General features: G+C 64.2%; 19 protein-coding genes. 9 read left to right on the forward strand and 10 right to left on the reverse strand.

Annotated elements, in window-relative coordinates:
* Positions 1-154: 154 nt before the first annotated feature.
* From Pan44_RS09055 to Pan44_RS09065, 3 genes are all read right to left on the reverse strand, one after another.
* Positions 155-976 (reverse strand): hypothetical protein, encoded by an 822-nt coding sequence (locus tag Pan44_RS09055; protein ID WP_145029360.1) that lies wholly within the window; start codon positions 974-976, stop codon positions 155-157.
* A gap of 237 nt (positions 977-1,213) precedes the next feature.
* Entirely contained in the window at positions 1,214-2,659 is a 1,446-nt protein-coding gene (locus tag Pan44_RS09060; protein ID WP_145029362.1) for a UdgX family uracil-DNA binding protein, read from the reverse strand.
* Positions 2,660-2,695: 36 nt separating this feature from the next.
* Positions 2,696-3,931 carry a putative DNA modification/repair radical SAM protein gene (locus Pan44_RS09065; RefSeq protein ID WP_145029364.1) on the reverse strand — a complete coding sequence of 412 codons (1,236 nt, stop codon included), beginning with the start codon at positions 3,929-3,931 and terminating at the stop codon, positions 2,696-2,698.
* Positions 3,932-4,194: 263 nt separating this feature from the next.
* Here Pan44_RS09065 and Pan44_RS09070 point away from each other — a divergent pair, with 263 nt between their 5' ends.
* Positions 4,195-4,707: an ECF-type sigma factor gene (locus Pan44_RS09070; RefSeq protein ID WP_145029366.1), complete on the forward strand. Its 513-nt coding sequence runs from the start codon at positions 4,195-4,197 to the stop codon at positions 4,705-4,707.
* A gap of 132 nt (positions 4,708-4,839) precedes the next feature.
* Positions 4,840-8,301: a protein kinase domain-containing protein gene (locus Pan44_RS09075; protein WP_145029368.1), complete on the forward strand. Its 3,462-nt coding sequence runs from the start codon at positions 4,840-4,842 to the stop codon at positions 8,299-8,301.
* A gap of 94 nt (positions 8,302-8,395) precedes the next feature.
* Here Pan44_RS09075 and Pan44_RS09080 read toward each other — a convergent pair whose 3' ends face one another.
* A complete protein-coding gene (locus Pan44_RS09080; protein ID WP_145029370.1) occupies positions 8,396-8,836 on the reverse strand; it encodes an STAS domain-containing protein in 441 nt (146 codons plus the stop codon).
* A 285-nt stretch (positions 8,837-9,121) separates the two neighbouring features.
* Between Pan44_RS09080 and Pan44_RS09085 the strand changes: the two genes are divergently transcribed.
* Positions 9,122-10,402, forward strand: coding sequence for a CCA tRNA nucleotidyltransferase (locus tag Pan44_RS09085; RefSeq protein WP_145029372.1), 1,281 nt, complete (start codon positions 9,122-9,124; stop codon positions 10,400-10,402).
* 211 nt (positions 10,403-10,613) lie between these two features.
* Here the strand turns inward: Pan44_RS09085 and Pan44_RS09090 are convergent, their stop codons facing one another.
* A complete protein-coding gene (locus tag Pan44_RS09090; RefSeq protein ID WP_145029374.1) occupies positions 10,614-11,555 on the reverse strand; it encodes a DUF6807 domain-containing protein in 942 nt (313 codons plus the stop codon).
* 164 nt (positions 11,556-11,719) lie between these two features.
* On the opposite strand from Pan44_RS09090, the gene Pan44_RS09095 reads away from it, so the two are divergent.
* Together Pan44_RS09095 and Pan44_RS09100 are read left to right on the forward strand one after the other, a co-directional pair.
* Complete coding sequence (locus tag Pan44_RS09095) at positions 11,720-12,520, forward strand: tetratricopeptide repeat protein (RefSeq protein WP_145029376.1); 801 nt, start codon at positions 11,720-11,722, stop codon at positions 12,518-12,520.
* A 99-nt stretch (positions 12,521-12,619) separates the two neighbouring features.
* Complete coding sequence (locus Pan44_RS09100) at positions 12,620-13,495, forward strand: hydroxypyruvate isomerase family protein (protein WP_145029378.1); 876 nt, start codon at positions 12,620-12,622, stop codon at positions 13,493-13,495.
* 83 nt (positions 13,496-13,578) lie between these two features.
* Here Pan44_RS09100 and Pan44_RS09105 read toward each other — a convergent pair whose 3' ends face one another.
* The 5 genes from Pan44_RS09105 to Pan44_RS09125 all read right to left on the reverse strand — a co-directional run bounded on the left by Pan44_RS09105 (position 13,579) and on the right by Pan44_RS09125 (position 19,768).
* Complete coding sequence (locus Pan44_RS09105) at positions 13,579-14,586, reverse strand: non-reducing end alpha-L-arabinofuranosidase family hydrolase (RefSeq protein WP_145029380.1); 1,008 nt, start codon at positions 14,584-14,586, stop codon at positions 13,579-13,581.
* Positions 14,587-14,698: 112 nt separating this feature from the next.
* A complete protein-coding gene (locus tag Pan44_RS09110; protein ID WP_145029382.1) occupies positions 14,699-16,048 on the reverse strand; it encodes an OprO/OprP family phosphate-selective porin in 1,350 nt (449 codons plus the stop codon).
* Positions 16,049-16,085: 37 nt separating this feature from the next.
* Positions 16,086-17,174, reverse strand: a complete 1,089-nt coding sequence (locus tag Pan44_RS09115) for a DUF6268 family outer membrane beta-barrel protein (protein WP_145029384.1) — start codon at positions 17,172-17,174, stop codon at positions 16,086-16,088.
* A 244-nt stretch (positions 17,175-17,418) separates the two neighbouring features.
* Positions 17,419-18,324 carry an FAD-dependent thymidylate synthase gene (gene thyX, locus Pan44_RS09120; protein WP_145029386.1) on the reverse strand — a complete coding sequence of 302 codons (906 nt, stop codon included), beginning with the start codon at positions 18,322-18,324 and terminating at the stop codon, positions 17,419-17,421.
* A 253-nt stretch (positions 18,325-18,577) separates the two neighbouring features.
* Positions 18,578-19,768, reverse strand: a complete 1,191-nt coding sequence (locus Pan44_RS09125; protein WP_145029388.1) for a pyridoxal phosphate-dependent aminotransferase — start codon at positions 19,766-19,768, stop codon at positions 18,578-18,580.
* Between the two features lie 386 nt (positions 19,769-20,154).
* Here Pan44_RS09125 and Pan44_RS09130 point away from each other — a divergent pair, with 386 nt between their 5' ends.
* The 4 genes from Pan44_RS09130 to Pan44_RS09145 all read left to right on the forward strand — a co-directional run bounded on the left by Pan44_RS09130 (position 20,155) and on the right by Pan44_RS09145 (position 23,964).
* Entirely contained in the window at positions 20,155-21,513 is a 1,359-nt protein-coding gene (locus tag Pan44_RS09130; protein WP_145029390.1) for a hypothetical protein, read from the forward strand.
* Between the two features lie 198 nt (positions 21,514-21,711).
* Positions 21,712-22,098 (forward strand): glycine cleavage system protein GcvH, encoded by a 387-nt coding sequence (gcvH, locus tag Pan44_RS09135; protein WP_145029392.1) that lies wholly within the window; start codon positions 21,712-21,714, stop codon positions 22,096-22,098.
* Between the two features lie 140 nt (positions 22,099-22,238).
* Positions 22,239-23,573, forward strand: coding sequence for an aminomethyl-transferring glycine dehydrogenase subunit GcvPA (gcvPA, locus tag Pan44_RS09140; RefSeq protein WP_145029394.1), 1,335 nt, complete (start codon positions 22,239-22,241; stop codon positions 23,571-23,573).
* Positions 23,574-23,577: 4 nt separating this feature from the next.
* Complete coding sequence (locus Pan44_RS09145; RefSeq protein WP_145029396.1) at positions 23,578-23,964, forward strand: hypothetical protein; 387 nt, start codon at positions 23,578-23,580, stop codon at positions 23,962-23,964.
* Positions 23,965-23,984: the final 20 nt, after the last annotated feature.

Raw genomic sequence — 23,984 nt, forward strand, 5'->3', positions numbered from 1 at the left:
TTGTCGATTCGCGTTCGTCCCTCCATCGCCTGCGGAACCCGGAAGACCAGCATTGGAGAGGCTCTCGCGGTTTGCGAGACGCGTCGGGTGGTTTGGCAGGGGGAGGTTGTCGACGTTTGCACGGCTCACAGAGCCGTAGCACGGTTGGACCGTTTCAGAAGCGGAAGATCTGCGGCTGGTTCGCCGGGTTGTTCGGTCCGAGGGTTCCTCGCAGCGCCCGGCGGGGCGTGATGATGAAGAGCGTTGCCCGTGGTTTTTCGGCATCCAATGGCTCGAGGGCCACTGGAACAACTCCCTCACGAGCCGGGCCGGTGTCGCGTGCGATCGGCTCGCGCAGGATCAGCAGCTGCTCTTCCGGTCCCACAGGCGCGCTGATCGAATTGCCGGTCGTCCGCATTTGCGGCCGAAATGCGGGAGTGTTCCCGGGCAAGGGGGGCGCTGCATGAATCGCAACCTGAAGCTGCGTGGACGTCAATGAAACCACGCTGGGAACCAAGGTGATCATGTCCCCATCGGGGACCCTGGTGATGGCCGAGCGGACGTTCCCCCGCGCATCGATGTACCTCATCGGGTGCTTGATGTACCTGATTGCCATCGCCGGTCTCCCGACGGCGGCGGCGGCCGTGTGTTCTGCTTCCTGCCGGGCGTGTCCGGCGTCAACGATGTGGGGAAGCAAGGCACGCACCTGGGCGACGCGCCCGGAGCGGATGACGGTCAATGGGGACCGCGATGTCCTCTGAACATCCGCCAGGAACCGGATTTCGTTGGCTGCTTCTTCTTCCAGCGAAATCACCTGGACGTCAAAGATCACCTCCTGAGTCCGGCTGGCCCAGTTGTCGAACCAGACTTTACCGGCGGCGCACTTCTTCATCGCTGAGTTTGCGAGTTTTGCAATCCAGGGTCCGATCGGCCCCTCGGCCGCCCTGACTGGCTCCACGTTCGCCCACAACGCCGTGATGACGAGAAACGCGCGCATGCCCACCCTCCCTCGGGATCGAAAGAATTTTACATTTGGGTTGAGGATTGCCGCCAGCCGTTTTGAGTGGATGCATGTCGTGGCTGGGCGCCGTGGCCGTCCCGGCCGTGTGCGAGTGCCAGCGTTTTCACGGTTGCACGGCTCGCAGAGCCGTGGCACACAAGAGAGCTTTTGTGGCGTGGGAGCACAGGGGGCTGACGCCCCCCGCTCGCCGGAGGGATGCGGGTGACGACGCGCCTACCGGCTTCCGCTTGTCGCGAGTTGGCCTGCTCCTGCGCCGTCCGACATCGCCTGGAAAGCTGTCCTGAGGTCGTTCACCAGTTCCATCCGCATCCGTTCGCGAGCGGTCGCATCGGGCGCCCGGAGGATCGCCGAGGGATGCCAGGTCATGAGAGTCTGCCTGCACAGAGCGCTGCGCATGATCCGTCCGCGATCGCGGGTGACTTTCGCTTCACGGCCGACAACCGACTGAGCGGCGGTGGCGCCCAGGCAGACGACCACTTCCGGTTGAAGCACCGCCACTTCCGCTTCGAGCCAGGGCCTGCAGGCCGACATCGCACGGGCGGGGGGCTTCTTGTGCAGCCGACGCTCGCCGCGCGGCTCCCAGTGAAAATGTTTCACGGCATTGGTGACGTACACGTCCTCGCGATCGATCCCGGCTTCCGCGAGGGCTTCATCGAGCACGCGGCCGGCTGGCCCGACGAACGGATGCCCTTCCAGATCTTCCTGGTCGCCGGGCTGTTCACCGACGAGGACGATGCGGGCCGTTTTCGATCCTTCGCCAAACACGGTTTGCGTCGCGTCCTTGTAAAGCTCACATCCTTTGCAGTGGTCCGCCGCGGCGGCGAGTGTTTTCAGGGTCTTCCGATCGGGGAGGAATTCGGCCGCCGATCGCGGCTGGTTGGCAGTGGCCTTGTGCATGGCGGCAACCCTCCCGGGAGCGTCTTCGAGCAGCTGCGGGATCACCTGCGTTTCGGGCAAGGTGGCCCAATGCCTGACGGGCATTTCCCGCTTCATCGTTTTCAATTTGATGCGGGCCGGATTGAAAATCGATCCGTAGTACGTGCGCCACAGATCCTCGAGAGCATCGCCTTCGGGCGCTTCGCTTGAAGGAACTCCGGGCCCGTAGTGAAGACTGCGGCCGTCCCAGAGCACGGATTCATCGGGGGTGAGGATGGACCAGCGCATCTCCGGAAAACGCCGGGAGAAGAACGGGGCGACGAGCTTGAGGATGCGGTGGTCGGGCCGATGCCAGGCGACGTATTCGTCCCCGTGATCCCCCTCGATGCGACGGAAGCGGACGAACGCCTTCGCTTTGTGGGCGTCCCTGGAGACAGCCCGTTCCATGAGATGGAGGCGGTGAACGTCATCGTCGATTGCGACATCGAGCAGCTCGGGTTCTCCGTGGGTCAACCTCCAGAGGACGCGGTAGAGGAGGTCCCAGCGATGCCGATCGGAGTGACAGGCGACGCTGCGGGCCGTTTCGAGAAAGCCGGCCGGAACGCGGGGGAACATGCCGGGCGGGACGTGTTCATGGTTCTGCCCGGGCGGCCCAGCGGGCAGATCGAGCAGGGGCTGGTGGTCTTCTTCCGAACCGAAATGGACTTCTTCCGGCGGAATTCCGTCGCGAAGCTGGCGCCGGGCTGTGCGTCGCCAGTCGTCGAAATCGTGGACGAGGAGCATGGCTGAAGGCCGGACAGGATCCGGCGGTTCGAAACGTCAGGCCTCCGCAAACAGCGAGAGTTGCCTGGACGACACTTTCGGGTGCAACTTGCGGACCAGTTGGGGGCATTCCAACAGCTGTGAGCGCGGTTTGTGGTCGGCGGTGGCAACGAAATGCTGGACGCGGCTCCACGGAACGCGCAGCTTCCGCAGGTCGTCGGCGCGCAGCGTGCGGTGCCGCCGCGAAACGATGATCCTGTCGACGGTTTTCACCCCAAGGCCCGGAATGCGGAGCAGCATCTCGCGGTCGGCGCGATTCACGTCGACGGGAAACTGCTCGCGATGGTGCAACGCCCAGGCGAGCTTGGGATCGACATCGAGATCGAGGTTCGGTTTCGCGGGGGTGACGAGTTCCTCAAGCTGGAAGCCGTAGAACCGCAGCAGCCAGTCGGCCTGATAGAGCCGGTGTTCCCGGACGAGCGGGGGAGTCTGTGCGGGGAGGCGGGCATCGGCATGCGGGATGGGGCTGTAGGCGGAGTAGTACACGCGGCGCATCTTCCTTCGAGAGTAGAGGTGATGGGCCGTCGCAAGGATGTCCGCATCGGGGGTCGGCGTGGCGCCGACGATCATCTGCGTGCTCTGGCCTGCGGGAGCGAAAGGGGGGGCGCTGAACCCGGCCTGCCGATCGTCGCGCTGGGCGTCGATGCGGACCTTGATGTCGGTCATCGACTGTTCGATGTCGGACCGTTTCTTTTCGGGCGCGAGCTGGACGAGGTCGTGCTCGGTCGGCAGTTCGATGTTCACGCTGATGCGGTCGGCCCAACGGCCGGCTTCGGCGATTAACTCTCCGGAGGCGCGGGGGATCGTCTTGAGGTGGATGTAGCCTCCGTAGCCATGTTCGACACGCAGGGTGCGGGCGACGGCGACCAGGTGCTCCATGGTGTAGTTGGCGTCCTGGATGATGCCGGAGCTGAGGAACAGGCCCTCGATGTAATTCCGCCGGTAGAACTCGAGGGTGAGGCGGACGACTTCGTCGGTGGAGAAGCGGGCGCGGGGGACGTCGCTGGTGATGCGGTTGACGCAGTACTGGCAGTCGTAGATGCAGTAGTTGGTGAGGAGGATTTTGAGCAGCGACACACAGCGTCCATCGGGCGTGTAGCTGTGGCAGATGCCCATTCCCTCGGTGCTTCCGATGCGGCTGCCGGGGCGCGTGGACTTTGAGCCGCTGCTGGCGCACGAGGCGTCGTACTTGGCCGCATCGGCGAGGATGGCGAGCTTTTCGTGGACGTTCACGACGCGATCCGCAGGGGAAAACCGGGCCAGGACTGCGCATGGCGGACAATGTGAACAAATGTACACATTCAGGCACGTTTCGGAAAGACGCCGGACCGTCAGAACGGTGTTGACGGCGAGAAATGGCACGGCCGCTGCAATTGCTGAAAAAAGCGAGAAGGGGGAGGGGAGGGTGGAAGGACGCTTGCCCAGGCTGCGGTCGGGGCGAGAAGATGACACCTCGGTTTCGAAGCTTTGCGGCCAGGCATTTCGACCGTTGAATAATGAAGTCCGACGAACTGATTCCACTCGTTTACAACGAGCTCCGGCGGCTGGCGTCGCGCAAGCTGACGCGTGAGACGCCGGGGCAGACTCTCCAGGCGACCGCGCTCGTTCATGAGGCGTATGTCCGCCTTGTGGCGAACCAGCCGGAACTCCGCTGGAAGAGCCGGGGGCATTTCTTTGCCGCGGCTGCGGAGGCGATGCGGCGGATCCTTGTCGAGAAGGCGCGGCACCGGGAGACGGCGAAGGCAGGAGGAGGCAGGCAGCGGTTGCCGCTGAGCGATTCCGTCGTCGCGGCGGATGACGAGCCGGAAATTGACGTGCTGGCCCTGGATGAAATGATCGACGAGCTGGCTGGCCACGATCCGCAGGCGGCGGAGCTGGTGAAGCTGCGGTACTTTGCCGGTTTTGGGCATGTGGAGGCGGCGGAGGTTCTGGGGATCGAGCGGCGCGCGGCAGATCGTTTGTGGCTGCTCGCTCGGACGTGGCTGTTCCGACGGCTTTCGACGAGCTGAACACCGCCGTTGCTTGCGGGATGGCGGGGCGTGGTCGACGATGGCGTGATGTGGCGGCGGGTGGAGTCCGCTGTCGAGCACGGCGCTGTCGAGAGCGCGAAGCGATCTGCGAAACACGGGCCGGGGTGAGACGTGTCGGACTGGAACGAACGGGCCAATGAGATTTTTCTCAAGGCGACCGAAATCGAGGACGCTCAGGAGCGTCTCGAGTTTCTGGCCGAGGCGTGCAGGGACGACGCGGGGCTGCGTCAGTCGGTCGACGAGCTGCTGCAGGCCTGCAGCCGGGCGGGCGATTTCCTGGAGCGTCCGCTGTCGCATCTTCCTTCGGCGCTGAAGACGGCCGAGCTGACGCTGATGCCCGAGCGGGTGGGCCGGTACAAGGTGATCGAAGAGCTGGGCGCGGGCGGGATGGGGGTGGTTTACCGGGCGTGGCAGGAGACGCCGGTGAAGCGGTTCGTGGCGCTCAAGATCATCAAGCCCGGAATCGATACGCGGCAGACGATCGTGCGTTTCGAATCGGAGCGGCAGGTGCTCGCGATGATGGAGCATCCGAACATCGCCCGGGTGCTCGATGCCGGAGCGACGGACGAGGGACGCCCGTTCTTCGTCATGGAGGTCGTGACCGGGGTCCCGATCACTCACTTCTGCGACGACCAGTCACTCGATGTGCCGGAGCGACTGAACCTGTTCATTGATGTCTGCGGCGCCATCCAGCACGCGCACCAGAAGGGAATCATTCACCGGGACCTGAAGCCGTCGAACATCCTGGTCACGGTCCAGGATGGTCACCCGGTGGTGAAGGTCATCGACTTTGGCGTGGCGAAAGCGATCGGTCCGGAGGCCGCGGACAATACGCTCACGTCGGCCGCGCAGTGGGTGGGGACTCCGCTGTACATGAGCCCGGAGCAGGCCTCCGGGTCCTCGGCGGACATCGACACGCGCAGCGACGTCTATTCGCTGGGCGTGATTCTGTACGAGCTCCTGTCGGGGACGACGCCCTTCGATGCGGAGACGCTGGCGCGGACGCACGAGGTGGAGAGGCGTCGCATTATCTGTGAGGAGGAGCCGACGTATCCGAGCGCGCGTGTGGCGGCGCTCGACCTGGGCGACCGCACGCGGGTGGCCGGTGAAGGACGGAACGAAACCCGCAGGCTGAGCCGGCAGTTGCGAGGAGAGCTGGACTGGATCGTCATGAAGGCTCTGGAGAAGGATCGGAATCGCAGGTACGACTCGGTGGGCGCCCTGACCGCGGATATCGAGCGGTTCCTTGGTGGAGAGCCCGTTTCGGCCGGACCGCCTTCACAGGTCTACCGACTCAAGAAGCTGGCGTGGCGTCACAGGCGGGCATTGACGGCAAGCCTGGCGATCGTGGTGGCGCTGGTCGCCGGCACGACGGTCGCCATCTGGCAGGCCATCGAGGCGAATGGGGCCCGAATCCTGGCGGACGACCGTCTGAGGACGTCTGAACTGATCCGGACCGACCTGAAGCTGGCCCGGGAAAGAGCCGACGCGGAGCGCGACCGCGCGCGGGGCAGCGAACTGGCATCGAGGCGGCTCCTGTACGCCTCGGAAATGCGTCTGGCGGTCGATGCCTGGAAGGCGAACGACGTCCGCCGGATGAGGGAGATTCTTGCCAGACACAGGCCTCGCCCGGGCGAGGTCGATCACCGCGGATTCGAATGGCACTTCCTGCACAGCCAGACCGGCATTCAATCGCAGGATCTGTACAAGTCATCGAAACCGATGCACTACATCCGGATTTCGCCGGATCAGAGGACGATTGCCGCGGCCGGCGCGGACGGGCAGATCCATCTTTTTGACGGGCAATCGCTGGAGCGGATCTTCTCGATCGACGCCGGGCCGAGCGAATTGAACGCGGTCGAGTTTTCGGCTGACAGTTCGAGGATCTACTCGGGCGATGATGCCGGCACGATTGCCGAGTGGAATCTTGTGACGGGGGACGAAGTGCGCCGAATCCAGGCGCATCAGGAGCAGGTCTTCGGGCTCGTGGCGCTGCCTGCGATGAACGCACTTGTCAGTGCCGGCCCGGATCGACTGATGCACGTCTGGAATCTGCCGGATCTCACACTGCGCGGCGCGCATGCTCATCATACGGCGACGATCCAGGCGCTCGCGGCGGCCCCGGCCGGAGACTGGGTTGCGGCCGGGGCGGATGACGACCATGTGTCTGTCTGGGATCTCAAATCTTCAGGGCCGATGTGGGCCCAGGCCGACCAGCCGATCTCACGGGTCAACAACCTGGCCGTCTCCCCGGATGGCCGTCTGCTGGCGACGGCCCATCTGAGCGGGCTTCTGACGTTCCGCGAATCGCTCAGCGGAGGTTTTCTGGGGCAGTATGTGTTTCCGGACTCGTTGCATTCGGTGGCCTTCACTCCCATGACGCACAAAGGGGCGTCGAGCCTGTGGGTCGCCGTGGGCGATCGAAGCGGCAGCATTTATCTCTACCCGGGCGCGATGTTCGCGCTGCACTCCGACTTGTTCCCGACGTCGACCATCGGGCAGGCACGCCATTGGCAGGCCCATGAAGGAAAGGTGTACGCGATGGCATTCACCGGCGACGGCCGGCGACTTCTGACTGCGGGGCAGGACGGGGCGATCAAGGCCTGGAATTACGAGGGGAGTTCCAGTTCACGACGGTTGCCGGGAAGAATCCATGACTTCGCGCTCATCTCCAATGATCGCGTCGCCACGGGCGACGACACCTGCGTAAGGCTCTCGCCGCTCTCCAAAGAAGGCCCGGTCCAGACCATCAAAGTTGCAGGCTATGGAGGGAGTCTGCAGTACGCGTCCGAGGCGGATACACTTTTTTTCTACGGGGCCCGAAGCAAGATTTACTCGGCTCCTGCGAGCGGCGGAACAGCGCGACTGGTGCATGCCAGACCCGCTGAGCTGCAGTATGGGCAATTTGCGGTTGATTCCAGCGGGAACAAACTGGCAGTCGTTCTGCTGTCGTCCGACCGTGTGGTGACGACTGGAGTGGGATTTCCGCTGCTTCCGGAGGTCCCCCCCATCCCCTGCGCGAGTGTCATTCACGAGATGCGTTTCTCGCGTGACGGCCACCTGGCGTTCGACCAGAGCAAAGACGTTCTGATTGCCGACTGCGAGACCGGCGAGATCGTGCAGACGCTGAAGGGGCATCAGACGACGGTCATGGACTTCGAATTCTCACCGGACGGCCGGAGGCTGGCCACGGTGTCTGGAGATCGCACGGTTCGTGTCTGGGACTGGAAGGAAGGAAAAGAGCTGTGGCGGGAGGTCGCCCACACCAATGAAGCCTATGCGGTCACGTTCTCGCCGGACGGCGAGACGGTCGCCACAGCCGGGACGGATGCAGCCCTGCGCCTGTGGCGCTGGAAGGAGAACACGCTGGTGCTGGAATACCGTCTGATCGACTGGCCGGTCGATCAGATCCAGTTTTCCGATGACGGCATGAAGTTACTTGTTCATGCCGACGACGGGCTGCGGATCTACGACGCGACGGCCGCTCCTTCCGAAACGTCGCCGAGCCTCAATGAGGATCTGCCGGGCGCAGCGAAGACGGGCCTGGAGAAGCGGCCTGCCGGTCCTGGATGACTCATCGCGAGTAGCTGCCTGGAAACCGGGGCGTCGCGGGGGGACATCCGGGGATCGTGTCGTGTCAGGCGGCCGTGCGTTTCGGAGAGGCGAACTAGATTGCGCTGGCGACAGCCAGGCCTGGATCGCTTTCACCGGAGCGGGCGCGTTCTTCACTGCGCGACCATTCTTCGGCTTCCCGTTCGGTGACGGGGGCCGAATCCTTCAGGCGATAGCGTTCGGCCGACTCCCAGGTGAAGAAGCGGCGGAACCAGAGCATGTTCATGACGCGCGGCTGGGGGGCGATGAGCCTGACGGCGACGCCCTGTTCGAACCAGTCGAAGAGCATGCCGAAGAAACCGCTCGGCACGAACTTGACCGTCGACATGTTGACGGCGATGGATCGACACCGTTCGCGCTGGATCAGGACCGCGAGGGTATCGCGAAGCAGGGACAGGTCGGCGCCGTCCCAGATCTCCATATCGCCAATGTCGACGACGGTCACTCCGTGCTCGTCGCGGGTGGACAACCCGTGAGTATATTTACGCTCTGCCATCGTGAATCCCGGTGGTGAGTCGAACGCCGCGAATCGATGCATCGCGGTGGTCGGCTCACACTGACGCAATGATTGGACCACACAGGGAACGCAAACATGCTACGGATTCTGCAAGCACTTCACCGAAAACAACTTATTCGCCAGAAGAATGGAGAAATGCTGCGGCGCAAAATGATCCGTGATGCCGGGTTGCGACAGATTCTGCCGCCAAAAATCAACATCCCGTTACGATCGAATCACGACTAAAACGGACGATCGGCACCCTGAATTTTATTGAACGCATCAATGCATCCGTCCTCACCCGACCCCCAATCTGCATTCGCGACCCGCGTCGTTTTGGAGCTTCGACAAGCGGGGGCTGATGCGTATTGGGCCGGAGGGTGTGTCCGCGACCTGCTGCGGAAGCTGCGTCCCCAGGATTACGACGTGGCCACGAGCGCCACGCCGGGCGCCGTTCGCAAGCTGTTCGGGGCGAGGCGGACGCTCGCGGTGGGCGAGTCGTTCGGGGTGATCATCGTCCTTCCGCCGGAGGGGCTGGAACCTGTGGAAGTGGCGACCTTCCGCACGGAGGGCCCGTACAAGGACGGGCGTCGCCCGGACTCGGTGGTCTATGCGACGGCCGAAGAAGACGCGCTGCGTCGCGACTTCACGATCAACGGGATGTTTTACGACCCGGTGGAGCATCGCGTGCTCGATTTCGTCGGCGGGCAGGCGGACCTGAAAGCAGGGATCGTGCGGGCGATCGGCGACGCGCATGCGCGGATGCAGGAGGACAAGTTGCGCCTGCTCCGCGCCGTCCGCTTCACGGCGGTCCTCGATTTCCAGCTCGATCCGGGAACGGCCGAAGCCGTCAAGGCGATGTCGTCTCAGCTCTCGGTGGTGAGCGTCGAACGGATCGCGCAGGAACTCCGCAAGATGCTGCTGCACCGAAACAGGCGACGCGCCATCGAGCTGTGCCTGGAGACGGGGCTGATGGACGTCGTTCTACCAGGATGGACTGAAACGGAGCCGGCGCCCGAGGGGGCGCTCCAGGCCCTCGAGCGACTCGAGACGCCGTCCTTCGGATTGGCGCTCGCCGTTCTCATGCGGTCGCTGCCGAACCCGGAACCGAACCGTCGCAAGGCACCGGTCCCGACCGGAACCGTGCGCGGGCATTGTCACCGTCTCAAGCTGTCGACCGCGGACAGTGACAGCTGCCTGTGGCTGCATGCGCATCAACACGACCTGGACCGGATTTCGCAATTCTCGGACGCTGACCTCAAACGTCTGCTGGCCCACCCGCTGAGCGGCGAACTGCTGAAGTGGTTCTCCGTGCAGGCGGCCGTCGATGCCGACAAATCGCGGTCGCTGGCGTTTCTGACCGCGCGCTCGTCGACCTGGACGGCCGCAGATCTTGCTCCCCCCCCGCTGATCACGGGCCAGGACATCCTGGCGCTGGGGCTGAAGCCCGGCCCGCGGTTAAAGGAACTGCTGGAGGCGATCCGGACGGCCCAGTTGAATGGCGAGGTGGCGACGGTTGAGGAGGCGCAGTCGATGTTGCGAGCGTTAATCGGGGGGAGTTGTTAGGTCGTCTTCTGTTCGGGGGGACGCTGGCAACGTTTGCGGCTTCCAAGGAACTCCGTGTGAACATTGGAGAACCAGTGGTTCATCCGACCGGCGGCTAGCGCCTTGCCGCTCACTTGAGGAAGCTGCCTTGGCTCCTCATCCGGCCTTCGGCCACCTTCTCCCCGCTGGTGGGGTTTGAGAGAGAGGGGGAGTCGAGGGCGGGGAGAAGGATTTAGTCGCTGGTGACGATGTCGAAGTGGTGGTGGGGGCGGGTGGATTTCTTTGTCGTGAGGGCAGGGCGGGACTGCCATTGCTTGAGGAGGGCGTTGGCGCGTTCGGCGTTCCATTGGCCGGCGTGGGCGTGCAGGAGATAGCGGAGCCGGAGCGGCTCAGCTTTCCGGACGATGAGCGAACCGGCGTGGCAGACCGAAGGGCTCATCCAGCCGTCGTTTCGCACGTGCCAGGTGGAGGGCGTTCGTGGATTCTGTGGATGGTCGAAGAGGGTGATTCCTTCGGGGATCGCCTCTCTCCAGCCGTCGGCGAGCCGACGGGGCATCGGGCCGGAGTAGTCCATCCATTCGGCCGGCTGGTCGAAAAGGTTTTTCTCTCCTGTCGCTCCGGTACTGCTGGTCAGTTTTCCTTCGCCGAACGCGGCCGAGATGCTGCGGGCGACACGGACGGCGAAGAAGCCGAAGTTGGTTTTCTGGAACTCGAGTTCCTCGGCCCGCGGGGTGAACCGCGAGGTGAGTTCGATGGTGTATTCGCCGTCGGTGAGGGGGTGGATTTCGATGACGAGGTCGTGTTCGAGGAGCAACTGGGGATCGTGGCCATCGAACCATCCGAGCTTCACGGCCGCGCGGGCGTAGTCGTCGTGATCTTCAAGGGCGACCCACTGGAGCTGGCGGATGAAGGCGGGGGAATTGTTGGCCCAGAAATTGATTCCGAGAACCTTGTTGTGGGCGAACCAGGCGGAGTCGTGATGGTCGTGATCGGGCGCGCCGGGGTGCCCCATGCGCGTGAGTGATTCTCCCGACACGGGCCCGTTCACTGGGAAGAGGAAGGGACGTTTCCAACGGTCGCTGAAATTCCAGGCGGCGACCTCGCGTCCCTCGATGCGAAAGCTGAAGCGGTCATCCGGAAGCGGGAGGACTTCGCAGCGGGTGATCCCGGGCATCACTGGTTCTCCGGTGAGTGAAGAGAGATGCTGCAGTTTAATGGCCGGTGGGTTGGGGGTCTTGTGGTGAAAGCGGAGGCGCACGTGGTGATGAATTGGAATCGCTGGCCACGTTTGACCGGAGGCGAACACCTTCCGCTCACACCTGCGGGGAGGAAACTCTTATGACTCGTTCGATGACGCGTCGTGATGCGTGCCGCTTGATGGCTGTGACGCCGGCGATCCTGTCGCTCGGCGTCGACGTCGTGTGCGGCGCGGAGGGGGCACATCCGCTCGATGCAGCGACTCTGAAGGAGATTCGCGACGCGGCGGAGTCGGCGATCGAATCGGCTAACCGGCAGCTGGCGGCAGACCCGTCGGGCGTTGCGGCGCTCTCCAAGCGCGGGGACGCCCTGTTCACTCTCGGGCGGTTTGAAGAGGCGGTTCATGATTACGACGCGATGCTGAAGGCCGATCCTTCGCTCGATGCGTCACACTGGCGTCGCGGGATCGCCTGCTTCTATGCAGGGCGGGCGGAGGAGGGGGCGAAACAGTTCGAGCGCTATCACTCGTTCGACAACGTCGATCGGGAGAACGGCATCTGGCGGTTCCTGTGCCAGACGAAGTCGGTCGGCCTGGAGAAGGCCCGCGAGTCGCTGCTGAAGTATGAAAAGGATGATCGGGAGCCGTTCCCCGCCGTGTTCAAGCTGTTCGCGGGGACGATCACCGAACAGGAGATTCTGGAGGGGATCGCGGCGGCAAAGATTTCCGAAGCCGAGCGCCAGAGCCGGCTGTTCTACGCCGACCTGTACATCGGGCTGAACCATGCGGTTCAGGATCGGCCAGTGGAAGCGCAGGGGGCCCTCGCGCGGGCGACGAAGAACGCGTGGCCACGAACGGCGGGATATGGTCCGCGGTGGATGTGGCATGTGGGGCGGGTGCACTGGGAGCTGCTGGAGGCGGAGCGGCAACGGCGTCCGTCGTAGGCTGCGGCCGCTGGACTCGTTACAGGCGCGGGGCGTCGTTCTCGTGGAGATCGGGAATTGCCATACTGGCGGAGTGCTGTTTGAACCCGGAGCAATCTGATGTCGATTTCAACACGTCGGACCTGGCTGCAATCGACCCTGGCCGCGGGCGCGCTGGCCGCGACGCCGGCCGTTCATGGGGAAGTTCCCGGTGCCCGGAAGGGGCGCATCCGGCAGTCGCTGGTGAACTGGTGCTACGAGAAACACTTTCCGTCGCTCGACGCCTTCTGCCAGGCGGCAGTCGATCTTGGCTGCGTGAGCATTGAACTGATCGACCCGAAACACTGGCCGACGCTCAAGAAGCATGGGCTGACGTGCGCGATCGCGGGGAGCCACGGATTCAAAGTGGGATTCAACAACCGGGGCGAATGGGATGAGTGCATCCAGAAGCTGAGGTCGCGGATCGACGAGTGCGTGGCGTTCGGCGTCGACCGGGTAATCACGTTCACCGGGATGGCGAACGGGATCTCGAAGGAGGTGGGGGCGGACAACTGCGTCGAGGGGCTCAAGAAGATCGTGGGCTACGCGGAAGAGAAGAAAGTGACGCTGTGCCTGGAGCACCTGAATTCGCGCGATGATTCGCACCCGATGAAGGGACACCCGGGTTACCAGGGGGACCACTGCGACTGGTGCATTGATGTGCTGAAGCGGGTGGGCTCGCCGCGGCTGAAGCTGCTGTTCGACATCTACCATGTGCAGATCATGGACGGGGACGTCATCCGGCGTCTGAAGCAGCACAAGGAATACCTGGGGCATATCCACACGGCGGGTAACCCCGGGCGCGGGGAACTCGATGAGAACCAGGAGATCAACTATCCGGCGGTGATGAAGACGCTCATCGACATCGGTTACGACGGGTTCGTCGGGCAGGAGTTCATTCCGACGCGGGATGCGCTGGCGGGGCTGAAGCAGGCGGTGGCGGCGTGTGATGTGTGAGGGCGCCTGGAACCGAAGGTTGGGCGCTGGCAGCGTTCGACCGGCGGCTAGTGCCGACCGCTCACTGGCCGGCCTCGCCGGGGTTATTCAGGTGTCAGCAGGCCGAGTTTCCAGAGGATCTCGCCGTAGGGGCGGCCCCGGCGGTCTTCGTCGCTGACGCCCTGGTAGAGGAACTCGAATTTCGCGGTGTCGACTTCGAGTTTCTCGTCGACACCGGCACGGAGGAGTTCGCCGTGGCTGATGGAGGTGGTCCAGCCGGCGTCGCCGCCGACGTTCTTGAAAGAGGCGAAAGGTTTGTCGGGAGTGTCGGCCAGCGGCTTCCAGTCACCATCGAGCCGGTCGGCCAGGTAGGCCTTGTAGTAGCGACGGCCTTTTTCGCCGATGGCTTCGATGACGGTAAGGTAGTGCGGCGAGCCTTTGAGGCGGTAAGTGTGGCTGGCTTCGAAGATGTCGCCTTTCAGGACGACCTGCGGCTGGCTCCAGCCCTGGGGGAAGCGGCCGATGGCGGTGTCGCAGCGCCACATGCGGCCGTCGTTGGACGTGAAGAAGAGGTGGGCGCGGGCGTCATCGCAGATGACCCAGAAGTCGATCCAGCTGCTGACATGTTTCGGCTTCGCGTCGAAGAGGAGCCGCGGCGGGGACCAGCCTTCGGGATCATCGAGCGTGTCCGAGATCGAGACGACGGGAAGGAGGACCTTCGGGTCTTCGGCATCCTGGATCTGGTAGACCATGCACCATTGTTTCGTCGGCGTGAAATAGAAGACCTGCGGGGCGCAGAAGTAGCCGGGACAGGTGGGAAGGATGTGCCGCTCGGCGGCGTCAGCATCTTTCCAGTCGACGAAGTTCAGGTACTCGATCTGGTGTGTTCGCGTCCGGCTTCGAATCGTGCAGAACAGGTGCCATTTGCCGTCGTGCCGGACGACGGTGGGATCCTTGATGCTGATGCAGGGATCGTCGGTGCGCTCGACCGGCCTGACGAGCGGCGGGCTCGACTTCCAGCGAAAGTCGCCCTGCAGCAGATGTTCGACAGGGTCGTCCGCGTACGCGAGTGTCGCGGTGAGAAACAACAACACCAGTCCGATGAGCCGCATGTCCGTCTCCGAGCGTTGAGACCGAGGGAGAGTTATGGTCGGCGGCGGGGGTCGGAATGTCTATCGCGCGAGCAGGGGGAGTCGAGCGCAGGAAGACGGGTTGGAGGCGAGCCTAGAAATCGACGGCGAGGCGTGAGGCGTAGATGTCGGCTTCGTTGAGGCCGACGGGCGCGCGGTCGGTCCAGGCGTGGATGTAGTTGAACTGCAGGCGGGTGTGGCGGTTCAGAAACCAGTTCACGCCAAGCGTGAGGTCGTTGATCGTGCCGCCTTCAATCGGCCCATCTTCGAGGTCGAGCAAGGAGAATCGCGCGGCCAGTTCCCAGGCGCCGCAGCCTCCTTCACTGACAGGGCATTTCGGATCGAGTCGCTTGAAGTGGCCGAACTCGCGGTTGTAGCCGTGGCTTTCTCCGGTGAGGCAGTAAATTGCCTGGGCGTAGGCTCCGCGGAAGGTGGCCGAGTCGCCGGCCTCGAGTTCGACGACGCTGGCGACGAGTTCGCCCTGGACCAGAAGTGGCCCCCGCACCGCAGCGAGTTCGAGGCCGAAGGCATTGGAGGTGGCGTCATCCAAGAAGCCGGTGTCGACAAATGACGGCATGACCGCGATCGATGCTCCCAGCCCCCGCTGCAGGCCGGTGTATTCGGGGACGGACCTGTAGCGCAGCCCCTCATCGGCCGGATGCAGGTAGGCGTAGTCGGCGCCGACGTGGACGAGCGTTTCGGCGGATTCGTCTTCCCAGAGAATGGCGGTGGATCGCGCCGCGGCGCCGAAGCCACTCTCGTTGATGGAGTTTCCGTACGGATCGGTGGTATAGCCGAAGACAGCGCCGTGCCAGGTCACCGACTCGTCTTCGTTGTGGTTGCGGAAGCCGAGGCCCGTCTGTCGAAAGGGCGAAAGCGCAAAGGAGAGCGACCGCTCGAGGAAGAGGAGTTCACTGGCAGGGGTCTGCGCGTCCATGCCGAAGGGCTGGCGCGACTCGCCGAGGCGGATCGTTCCGATGCCAGGAAGGTCGCGGTACTCGACGTAGGCGTCGCGAAAGGACGGGCGTCCGCTGAGAGCGAAGTCGGGAACGAGGCGAAAGAAGAGGTGCTCCGTGATGAATCCATCGACGCCAATGCGGGCGCGGCGGAAGCCGAGACTGTTGTCGACGTCTCCATAGAGGTCGATGTTCGCCTGATCCTGGGCGACGACGCCTCCATCGATGTGCAGCATCCCGTTCAGTTCGATGTTCGGATACTTCGTCGCTTTCGGAACGGCGACAGCCGAAGGCTTTGTCTTCTTGTCATCGAGCAGAGTCCGCAGTTCGCGCACCTGCTCCTCGAGGGAGGCGATGCGTTCATCAGCCGTGACCGGCTCGATCGCGGCCGAGGGGGGCGCTGCGCCGGGGTCCGTGAGCGTCTGTGCCGCGGCCGACGAACCGATGAGCAGTCCCGCGATCACTGGCAGTATCGCGATCCTGATCAAATCGCACGCATCCTTTCATCTCGCGACGTGCGGGCGATCAGAACCTCACGCCGAACTGGAGGCCGACCGTCTTGTCGAGATCGATCTCCTGGTCGAAGCGGGTGAAGGTGACCTGCCGGCCGAAGATCAGACCGCCTTCGGCGAACCAGTTGAAGCCTTCGTCGACGCGCTGTTCGAAGCCGACCATCGCACGATAGTCGCGGTAGGCGAACTGGTCCGGGCGGCCGTCGTCGCGCTGGATGTTCCATGCGCCGCCGCCGAACTCACCGACGACATAGACCCAGCGTTCGGTGTCGCCCATCTTGAGATAGCGCCACGAGACCTTGGGCCTGGGGAACCAGAGTTCAGCGTTGAAATGGTCGTTGGGGATATACGACAGGCCGACGAGCGGGAGGATGTTGACGTCGGGGCGGTCGAGATAGAGGACGCCGGCGCCGAGCTTGAGGGTGTCGGAGTACTTGTAGAAGGCCAGGATGCGCGCCGGGATGCGGAACAGGTCGCCGCCGCTTCCCTGGAAGTCGGTGAAGACGCCGGGGGAGATGCCGGCTGCGAGGATCCAGTCATCGTTGAGGGGGATGCCGCCGGTCAGCTCGACGGAGAGGTCGTAGGTCTGATCGGGGACATTGTTGATCGAGGTCGAGCCGAAGAAGTGGCTGCCGAACTGGGGGCTGATCGTGACTCCCGGGATGCCGGTCTTGAAGATGCCGGTGGCGACGAGGTCGGTGATGCCGAGGCCGTCGGGGCTGTCGTGGAGGACGCCGGCATTGAGGCGGAGCTGGTCGAAGGTGATCCAGCCGGTGTCTTCTTCCGGGACGAGCGGGGCGGTCTGGGGGGCGTAGGAACGCTGAGGGGCGACCGTGCCCGGCTGATTGGACGGGAGCCGCTGATCCGACGGAAACTGCGGGGGCCGCTCGTAGGGATCGTTCTCGAGGGGGTACTGGGCGATCCGGGGGGGGAAGGCGGGGCCTTCGATCGGGGGATCGGCTTCGGTTTCAGCCTGGACGAGGCGGGTCGGACCGGAGGAACCGGGGGACGCGGAGTGACCGGCCGAAGGCTGCGCAGCGGCGATCGACGTCGCGAATGCGGCGCAGAGGGCGGGCAGGGCAGCGTGCGTCGAGCGTCGCATGCAGGGTTCCGGCTGGAAAACGGGCGCAGGACGCGCCCGGAACAGCGGGAGGTAGCAGAGACGACATGGACCGAGAAGGCCGGCCGGGAGTTCGCAGCCGAAAGCAGCAGCAAGTGCCGGTCGCCAGGTTCGACGGAGAGAGCAACTGGCTGGCCCGGCAACGCTCGACCGGGGCTTCCTTCGCTTTGCTCAGTGCAGCCACCGGCCAGCTGACCGTGGCATTTGTCGACGCTGGCAGCGTCGACTACGAAGCTTCCGCGACGAGGCCAAGGCGGACGAGTTTTTCGCGGCATTCGTCGCGCTCGCGGCTGCGGGCGAGGTCTTTCCAGCTGACGTCCTGGGCTTCGAGGAACAGTTCCTGGGAGTAGGGCGGGGCCAGCTGTTTCTGTCCGGCGAGGAGTGCGAGTCGCTGGATCACACCGATTTCCAGCTGGGAGAGGGACCAGGCTCCGAGGCGGTAGTCTTCGAAAGCTTCCCAGACGACCGGGAAGAGCGGCTGGACGATCTGCCGGCCAATTGCGGTCGCGTATTCGCGGATCTCGAGTTGGGCATGGGAATCCATGCGCAGGGCGAGAAAGTGCAGCAGGTTGTGGAGATTGATCTTCCAGTAGGCCTCGGTGTAGGTCGAGAGGGGGAGGTCTTTCCGGGCCTGCTCGCGAGCGACGCCGTCGGCCAGGCGGTCCTGATAGAGCCTGGTGGCCGCGGCCTGAAACTCCTGTTCGGTCGTCGTCAGCTTTTCACCGAGGGATTCGGGCAGGGCGTCGCCGCTGCCCTGGCGGTTGGTGACGGCCTGGGAGCGCCATTCGCCGGTTTCGGTGGTCTGCATGGCGTCGATCGCGAGCGAGTAGCGGGTGCTGTACTCGTTGACCGACGCGGTCCGGTGGCGGATCCACTGCCGCCAGCAGTCCATGGGGACGCGGACCAGCAGCTTGATCTCGGCCATCTCGAACGGCGTGGTATGGCGGTGCCGGAGGAGGTAGCGGATCAGGGTGCGGTCGTCGGAGACCTTCTTGGTCCCTGCGCCGTAGCTCACGCGGGCGGCCTGAACAACAGAGGAGTCGTCGCCCATGGCGTCGACCAGGCAGACGAAGCCGTCGTTGAGGACGGGGATCTTTTTCCAGCGGAGATCTTCGAGCAGCGCGTTGGGCATGGGCGGTCCATCAGTTTTGAGTGGGCGAAGTTTAGCCACGACCCGTCAGGGGAGCGAACGCCCGACAGCCTCCCTCTCCCACGATCGTGGCAACGCCGCAGGAAAATCCTGGCTGTGGGAGAGGGCCGGGGTGAGGGAATCACCCGGCAGATTCCATCCTGCCCCCTCATCCGGCCTGTCGGCCACCTTCTCCCCGCTGGAACGTCATCAGTGACAGGGACGTCGAATGCGGGGAGAAGGACTGGAGTGGCGACTATCCCTTGAGGAAGGCGGCGAGGCGATCGATGCCGGCTTCGAGGAGGGGGATGTTCGTCGCGAAGGACAGGCGGGCGTAGCCGGGGGCTCCGAAGGCATCACCGGTGACGAGGGCGACGTGGGCTTCTTCGAGCAGGGCCGTGCAGAACTCGGTCGCGTCTTTCACGACCTTGCCGCCGCCGAGCTTCTTGCCGAAGTAGGCGCTGACGTCGAAGAACATGTAGAACGCGCCGGTCGGCTCGACGAACTTGATGTTCGGGATCTCGCGGAAGCGTTTGATGACGTAGTTCCGGCGCTCGGTGAACTTCTCGAGCATCTCGGCAACGCTGTCCTGCGGGCCATCGAGGGCAGCCACGGCGGCGTACTGGCTGACGCTGCAGGGGTTTGAGGTTTCCTGGCTTTGCAGGTTGTCGATCGCCTGCGTCAACTCGACGGGGGCGATCGACCAGCCGATGCGCCAGCCCGTCATCGCGTAGGCCTTCGAGACGCCGCTGATGATGATCGTCTTGGCGGCGACATCGGGGCCGAACGTCGCGACGCAGCGGAACTTCGCGTCGCCGTAAATCAGCTTTTCGTAGATCTCGTCCGAGAGGATGAAGATGTCTTTCGCGACGCAGACCTTCGCGAGTTCTTCGAGCCGTTCCGGCGGATACACGGTGGCGGTCGGATTGCTCGGCGAGTTCAGCATCAGCAGCCGGGTCTTCGGCGAGATGGCGGCTTCCAGCTGCTGCCTGGAGAGGCAGAAGCCGGATTCGGGCGTCGTCGGGATGAGGACGGGGGTGGCGCCGGTGAGTTCGACGAGGGCGCTGTAGCTGACCCAATAGGGGGTGGGGATGATGACTTCGTCGCCCGGGCCGCAGAGCGCGGTGAGGACGTTGTGGATGGCGTGCTTGGCGCCGTTGGAAACCACGACCATGTTCGGCGTGATCTTGAGGCCGTAGTCGCGTTCATACAGGCGGCAGACGGCCTGCTTGAGTTCCACGATGCCGCCGGAGGCGGTGTAGTGGGTGTGGCCTTCCTGCATCGCCTTGATGGCGGCGGCCTGGATGTGCTCGGGCGTGTTGAAGTCCGGCTCGCCAAGGGTGAAGTCATACACCTTGATTCCCTGGGCTTTGAGCTGCTTGGCCTTGGCGGCGGCGGCGATCGTGGCGGAGGGCTTGAGGGTGCTGACAGCGGGAGACAGACGCATGGCGAAGTGAGTGGGTAGTGGGTCGTTGGTAGTGGGTAGAGCCCGGAGCCTGACGTCGAAGCATGCGGGGAGGTTCGCGCAACGTGGGCGCGAAGGGATGGATTGTTTGGGCAGGAGGCCGCAAGCGTCAAGGATGGGCGGGCCTGGCCGGTGTGGGCGCCCGCATCGAAGTGGGGAACCTGCGACGTCCAATGACGGACCGGCCCTGGTCGCCCTGACAGGAAATGGGGCCTGAACCGGAGCGTCCGGCTGACAGCGGTCACTCGTCTGCCAAGGGACTATGACGACGCCGTATGTCATGCCGCGGCAGTGCGTTCGTATGGCCGGGCGGTTTGATGTAACCTGCCTCGCATCAGGCGTTCGACAGGTCCAACCTCGCGTGAACCATGCTGGAAGAACAGTTCTACGAGTCATCGACTGCCCGCTGGAAACGCGAGCTTCCGTGGCTGCGACTGTTCCGGGGCTTCCGGATCGCGATGGACTTCCGCAAGCTGCTGCTGGCGTTTGCGGGGACGGTGATTTTCTCGATCGGCATGCTGATTTTCACCACGCTGCCGTATTCGCCCCACACGACCGAAGAGGCGAAGCTCGGCCGGGCCCCGCTGCGGGGAATCGACGTGCCGCTTCCTTACGACGACCGGGCGATCGCCGCATGGCCGTGGGACAGCGATTTCCCCGGCGCGCCGTCGGGGCGAATTCCGTATTCGCTGATGTACGTGCTTTACGAGCCGTGGGAATACGTGGTTCCGGTCGTCTACCAGGCGCGGACGCTGCTTTCGCCGTGGCGTGTCGTGGTGGAGCCGGCGCGCGGGGTGATGTTCTCGATGACCTGGGCCGATTTCGCCTGGGCGTGGACGAAGCTGCTGTGGGCGCTGGTCGTATGGGCCGTGTTTGGCGGGGCGATTGCCCGGATCGCGGCCCTGGAACTCGCCGGGGAAGGCGTTCCGAGCCTCAAGGAAGCGATCGAGCATTCGACGCGGTATCTGCTGTCGACGCTGGGGGGAGTGCTGCTGCCGGTGGTGGGCGTGGCGCTGTTCTGGGGCGTGGCGCTGGGGATCGGGATGCTGGGGCTGATTCCGGGGATCGGGCCGTTCCTGACGGGGCTGTTCTACTTCGTGTCGGTCATCTGCGGGGCGATCCTGGCGCTGATCCTGATTGGCGTGGCGGCGTGCTGGCCGCTGATGTACGCGACGATCGCCGTGGAAGGGAGCGACGCGTTCGACGCGCTGAGCCGCTCGTACAGTTACGTGTTCGGCCGGCCGTGGTACGGGCTGTGGATCACGATCGTGTCGCTGGTGTATGGGGCGATCTTGCTGCTGTTCCTGCATGGGGCGATGTTTTTCGCCCATTCGCTGGCGGATCACGCGACGGCGGGCGGGATGGGGGAAGTTGCGAACCGGCAGCTGTGGGACACGGTTCCGTACAGCGAGCCTGACGCGCCGCCGCTGGAAACGAGCGTGGGGGGCCGGCTGCGGGCGGCGTGGGCGAAAGGCTTCATGGCGCTCTCGACGGTGTTCGTGTACAGCTATTTCTGGGTGGCGGTGACGATCGCATACTTCCTGTTGCGACACGCGGAGGACGCGACGCCGTTCAAGAAGGTGTACTGGCCGGCGGCCGAGCCGGTGGGTTCGGGGCCCGCGCTGTCGGGGATGGCGGCGGCGGAATATCGGGAGCGTCAGGCGAACGAGGCGGCGGCCGTTTCGGGGGTTGCGGGGGGCCCGCCGACGGGGGTTGCGCCGGGCTGACCGGGGCGAGCGCGGGGCGACGCTTTCGGACCGGCTGGCGACAGCACTCGCGCGTGCGTCGGATGTTCATGCGGGCCCAGAGTGCGCAGTTTCCGAGTCAAACTGCGCGGTTTGGGTCGTTATCGCGTGGTCGACAACGGGCGGGTGTGCGGGTAGGCTACGCGCTGCGCCCGCGTCCTCCACTTCCTGATCTGCGTCATGTCCAATCCCAATCTCAAATTCGCCCGGACCCACGAATGGGTGCTGTCGGAAGGTGAAACCGCGAAAGTCGGCATCAGCGATTTCGCGGTGAAGGAACTGACCGACCTCGTGTTCATGCAGCTGCCCGGGGTGGGATCGGAGATGAAGGTCGGCGAGGTGTTCGGCGAAGTGGAGAGCGTGAAGGCTGTGAGCGACCTGTACGGCCCCGTTTCGGGGACGGTCGCCGCGGTCAACAGCGAGCTTCCGGGCAACCTGCAATGGCTGTCCGACGACCCGTTCGGCAAAGGCTGGATCGCCGAGATCAAGCTGGCCGATCGCAAGGAACTGGAGGCGCTGATGTCGCAGGACGAGTACGTGAAGTTTTGCGAGAGCCAGGCTCACTGACCGGCCTATGATGATGAGCTGTCGTCCGCGACAGTCGTCTGAAGTTCTTTGTCGGCCGCTGCCCGCTCAGGCAACGCCCGGTTCCAGCCGGCAACGTTTTCCGTTGCTCTTGATCCCCTGAAGTTCCAGGAATTCTGTCCGTGGCTTATCTGTTCACGACTCCCGAACAGCAGAAGGAGATGCTGTCCACGATCGGTGTGTCCTCGATCGACGACCTGTTCGAGACGATTCCGGCCGACCTGCGGATGAAGCGTCCGCTCGACCTTCCGGCGGCGATGACGGAACTGGAGCTGGAGCAGTTTGCCCGACAGCTTGCGGCGCGTGACCGGCAGCCCCGCGCCTGCTTCATGGGGGGCGGCGCCTACGATCACTTCGTTCCCTCGGTGATCGATGAGATCACTTCGCGCGGCGAGTTCTACACGGCGTATACGCCTTACCAGCCCGAGGCGAGCCAGGGCTCGCTGCAGGCCTTCTTCGAATACCAGTCGCTGATCTGCCGGCTCACGGGGATGGAGGCGTCGAACGCAAGCCTTTACGAGGGGGGGACCGCACTGAGCGAAGCGGCCTTCATGGCGATGCGTTCGACCAACCGCCACTCGCGGATCGTGGTTCTCGGCTCGGTTCACCCCGAGTATCGCCAGGTGCTGGCGACTTACGTGGGCAACCTGTCGTGCGAGATCGTCACGATCCCGACGCCGAAGGGAACGGCCGACGTGCAGGCGGTGGCCGATGCCGTCGACGAGCACACTTCGTGCGTGCTGATGCAGCACCCGAACTTCTTCGGATGCCTGGAAGAGGTCCGCGAGATCACGAAGATCGCTCAGGCGAAAGGCGCCCTGGCGGTCGTGTCGTTCGATCCGATCAGCCTGGGGATGCTGGAGCGACCGGGAGATTACGGCGCGGACATCGCCGTCGCCGAAGGACAGTCGCTGGGAATTCCGCTGCAGTACGGCGGTCCGTACCTCGGTGTGATGGCGTGCAAGAACGAGCATGTCCGCAAGATGCCGGGGCGAATCATCGCGGAAACAAAAGACCGGGACGGCCGCCGTTGCTACGTCCTCGGGCTTCAGACTCGCGAGCAGCACATCCGCCGCGACAAGGCGACAAGCAACATCTGCACGAACCAGGGCCTGCTCGCCCTGCGGGCGACCGTCTACCTGTCACTGCTGGGTCCGAAGGGAATCCAGGAAGTGGCGGAGCTTTGCTGCCGGAAGGCGCATTATGCGGCCGAGCAGCTCGTGAAGTCGGGCAAGGTCGAGCTGGTGTACGACCGTCCGTTCTTCAAGGAGTTCTTCGTGCGGGCCAAGGGGGGGACGGAGAAGTGGCTGGAGAAGACTCGGGCCGCGGGGTTCGACGTGGGACCGACGATGGCGCAGCTGAAGGCGGCGGATCCGGACCTGCCGGAAGGAGTGCTGGTGGCGGTGACGGAATGTCGGACGCGGGGTGAGATTGAGGCACTTGCGAACGCCGGGTGAGGACATGGGCCGGCCTTTTCGAATACTGGCCTACCTGTGGGCATCTCCGGTGACCGCCACTGGTCTCGCCATCGCCGTTGCCGTGCGTGCGAGCCAGGGGAAGATCCAGATTCGAGACGGCGTCATCGAGTGTTCGGGAGGTCTCGCGAAACGGCTTCTCTCGGGTGGTCGATTTCGACGCGGAGGCGCAGCAGTCACCCTCGGGCATGTCATCATCGCCCGTGATCTGAATTGCCTGGCAGCCAGCCGGGAACATGAGCGACGGCACGTCAGGCAATACGAACGGTGGGGCCCTCTGCTCCTGCCTGTCGCGTGGGGCATCGCAGGGTGGTTAAAGATCAAGGGATTCGACCCTTACCTGGACCATCCGTTCGAGCAGATTGACACGTAAGACCGGCGATGTCCGCGCCT

The sequence above is a fragment of the Caulifigura coniformis genome (genome assembly GCF_007745175.1).
GTDB lineage: Bacteria > Planctomycetota > Planctomycetia > Planctomycetales > Planctomycetaceae > Caulifigura > Caulifigura coniformis.

Excerpts from the sequence above, each read along its gene's own strand:
- Pan44_RS09060 (WP_145029362.1), bottom strand. The coding sequence starts at position 2,659 with ATGCTCCTCGTCCACGATTTCGACGACTGGCGACGCACAGCCCGGCGC.
- Pan44_RS09125 (WP_145029388.1), bottom strand. The coding sequence starts at position 19,768 with ATGCGTCTGTCTCCCGCTGTCAGCACCCTCAAGCCCTCCGCCACGATC.
- Pan44_RS09090 (WP_145029374.1), bottom strand. The coding sequence starts at position 11,555 with ATGCCCGGGATCACCCGCTGCGAAGTCCTCCCGCTTCCGGATGACCGC.
- Pan44_RS09070 (WP_145029366.1), top strand. The coding sequence starts at position 4,195 with ATGAAGTCCGACGAACTGATTCCACTCGTTTACAACGAGCTCCGGCGG.
- thyX (WP_145029386.1), bottom strand. The coding sequence starts at position 18,324 with ATGCCCAACGCGCTGCTCGAAGATCTCCGCTGGAAAAAGATCCCCGTC.
- Pan44_RS09055 (WP_145029360.1), bottom strand. The coding sequence starts at position 976 with ATGCGCGCGTTTCTCGTCATCACGGCGTTGTGGGCGAACGTGGAGCCA.
- gcvH (WP_145029392.1), top strand. The coding sequence starts at position 21,712 with ATGTCCAATCCCAATCTCAAATTCGCCCGGACCCACGAATGGGTGCTG.
- Pan44_RS09115 (WP_145029384.1), bottom strand. The coding sequence starts at position 17,174 with ATGCGACGCTCGACGCACGCTGCCCTGCCCGCCCTCTGCGCCGCATTC.
- Pan44_RS09100 (WP_145029378.1), top strand. The coding sequence starts at position 12,620 with ATGTCGATTTCAACACGTCGGACCTGGCTGCAATCGACCCTGGCCGCG.
- Pan44_RS09145 (WP_145029396.1), top strand. The coding sequence starts at position 23,578 with ATGGGCCGGCCTTTTCGAATACTGGCCTACCTGTGGGCATCTCCGGTG.
- Pan44_RS09095 (WP_145029376.1), top strand. The coding sequence starts at position 11,720 with ATGACTCGTTCGATGACGCGTCGTGATGCGTGCCGCTTGATGGCTGTG.
- Pan44_RS09105 (WP_145029380.1), bottom strand. The coding sequence starts at position 14,586 with ATGCGGCTCATCGGACTGGTGTTGTTGTTTCTCACCGCGACACTCGCG.
- Pan44_RS09085 (WP_145029372.1), top strand. The coding sequence starts at position 9,122 with ATGCATCCGTCCTCACCCGACCCCCAATCTGCATTCGCGACCCGCGTC.
- Pan44_RS09130 (WP_145029390.1), top strand. The coding sequence starts at position 20,155 with ATGCTGGAAGAACAGTTCTACGAGTCATCGACTGCCCGCTGGAAACGC.
- Pan44_RS09080 (WP_145029370.1), bottom strand. The coding sequence starts at position 8,836 with ATGGCAGAGCGTAAATATACTCACGGGTTGTCCACCCGCGACGAGCAC.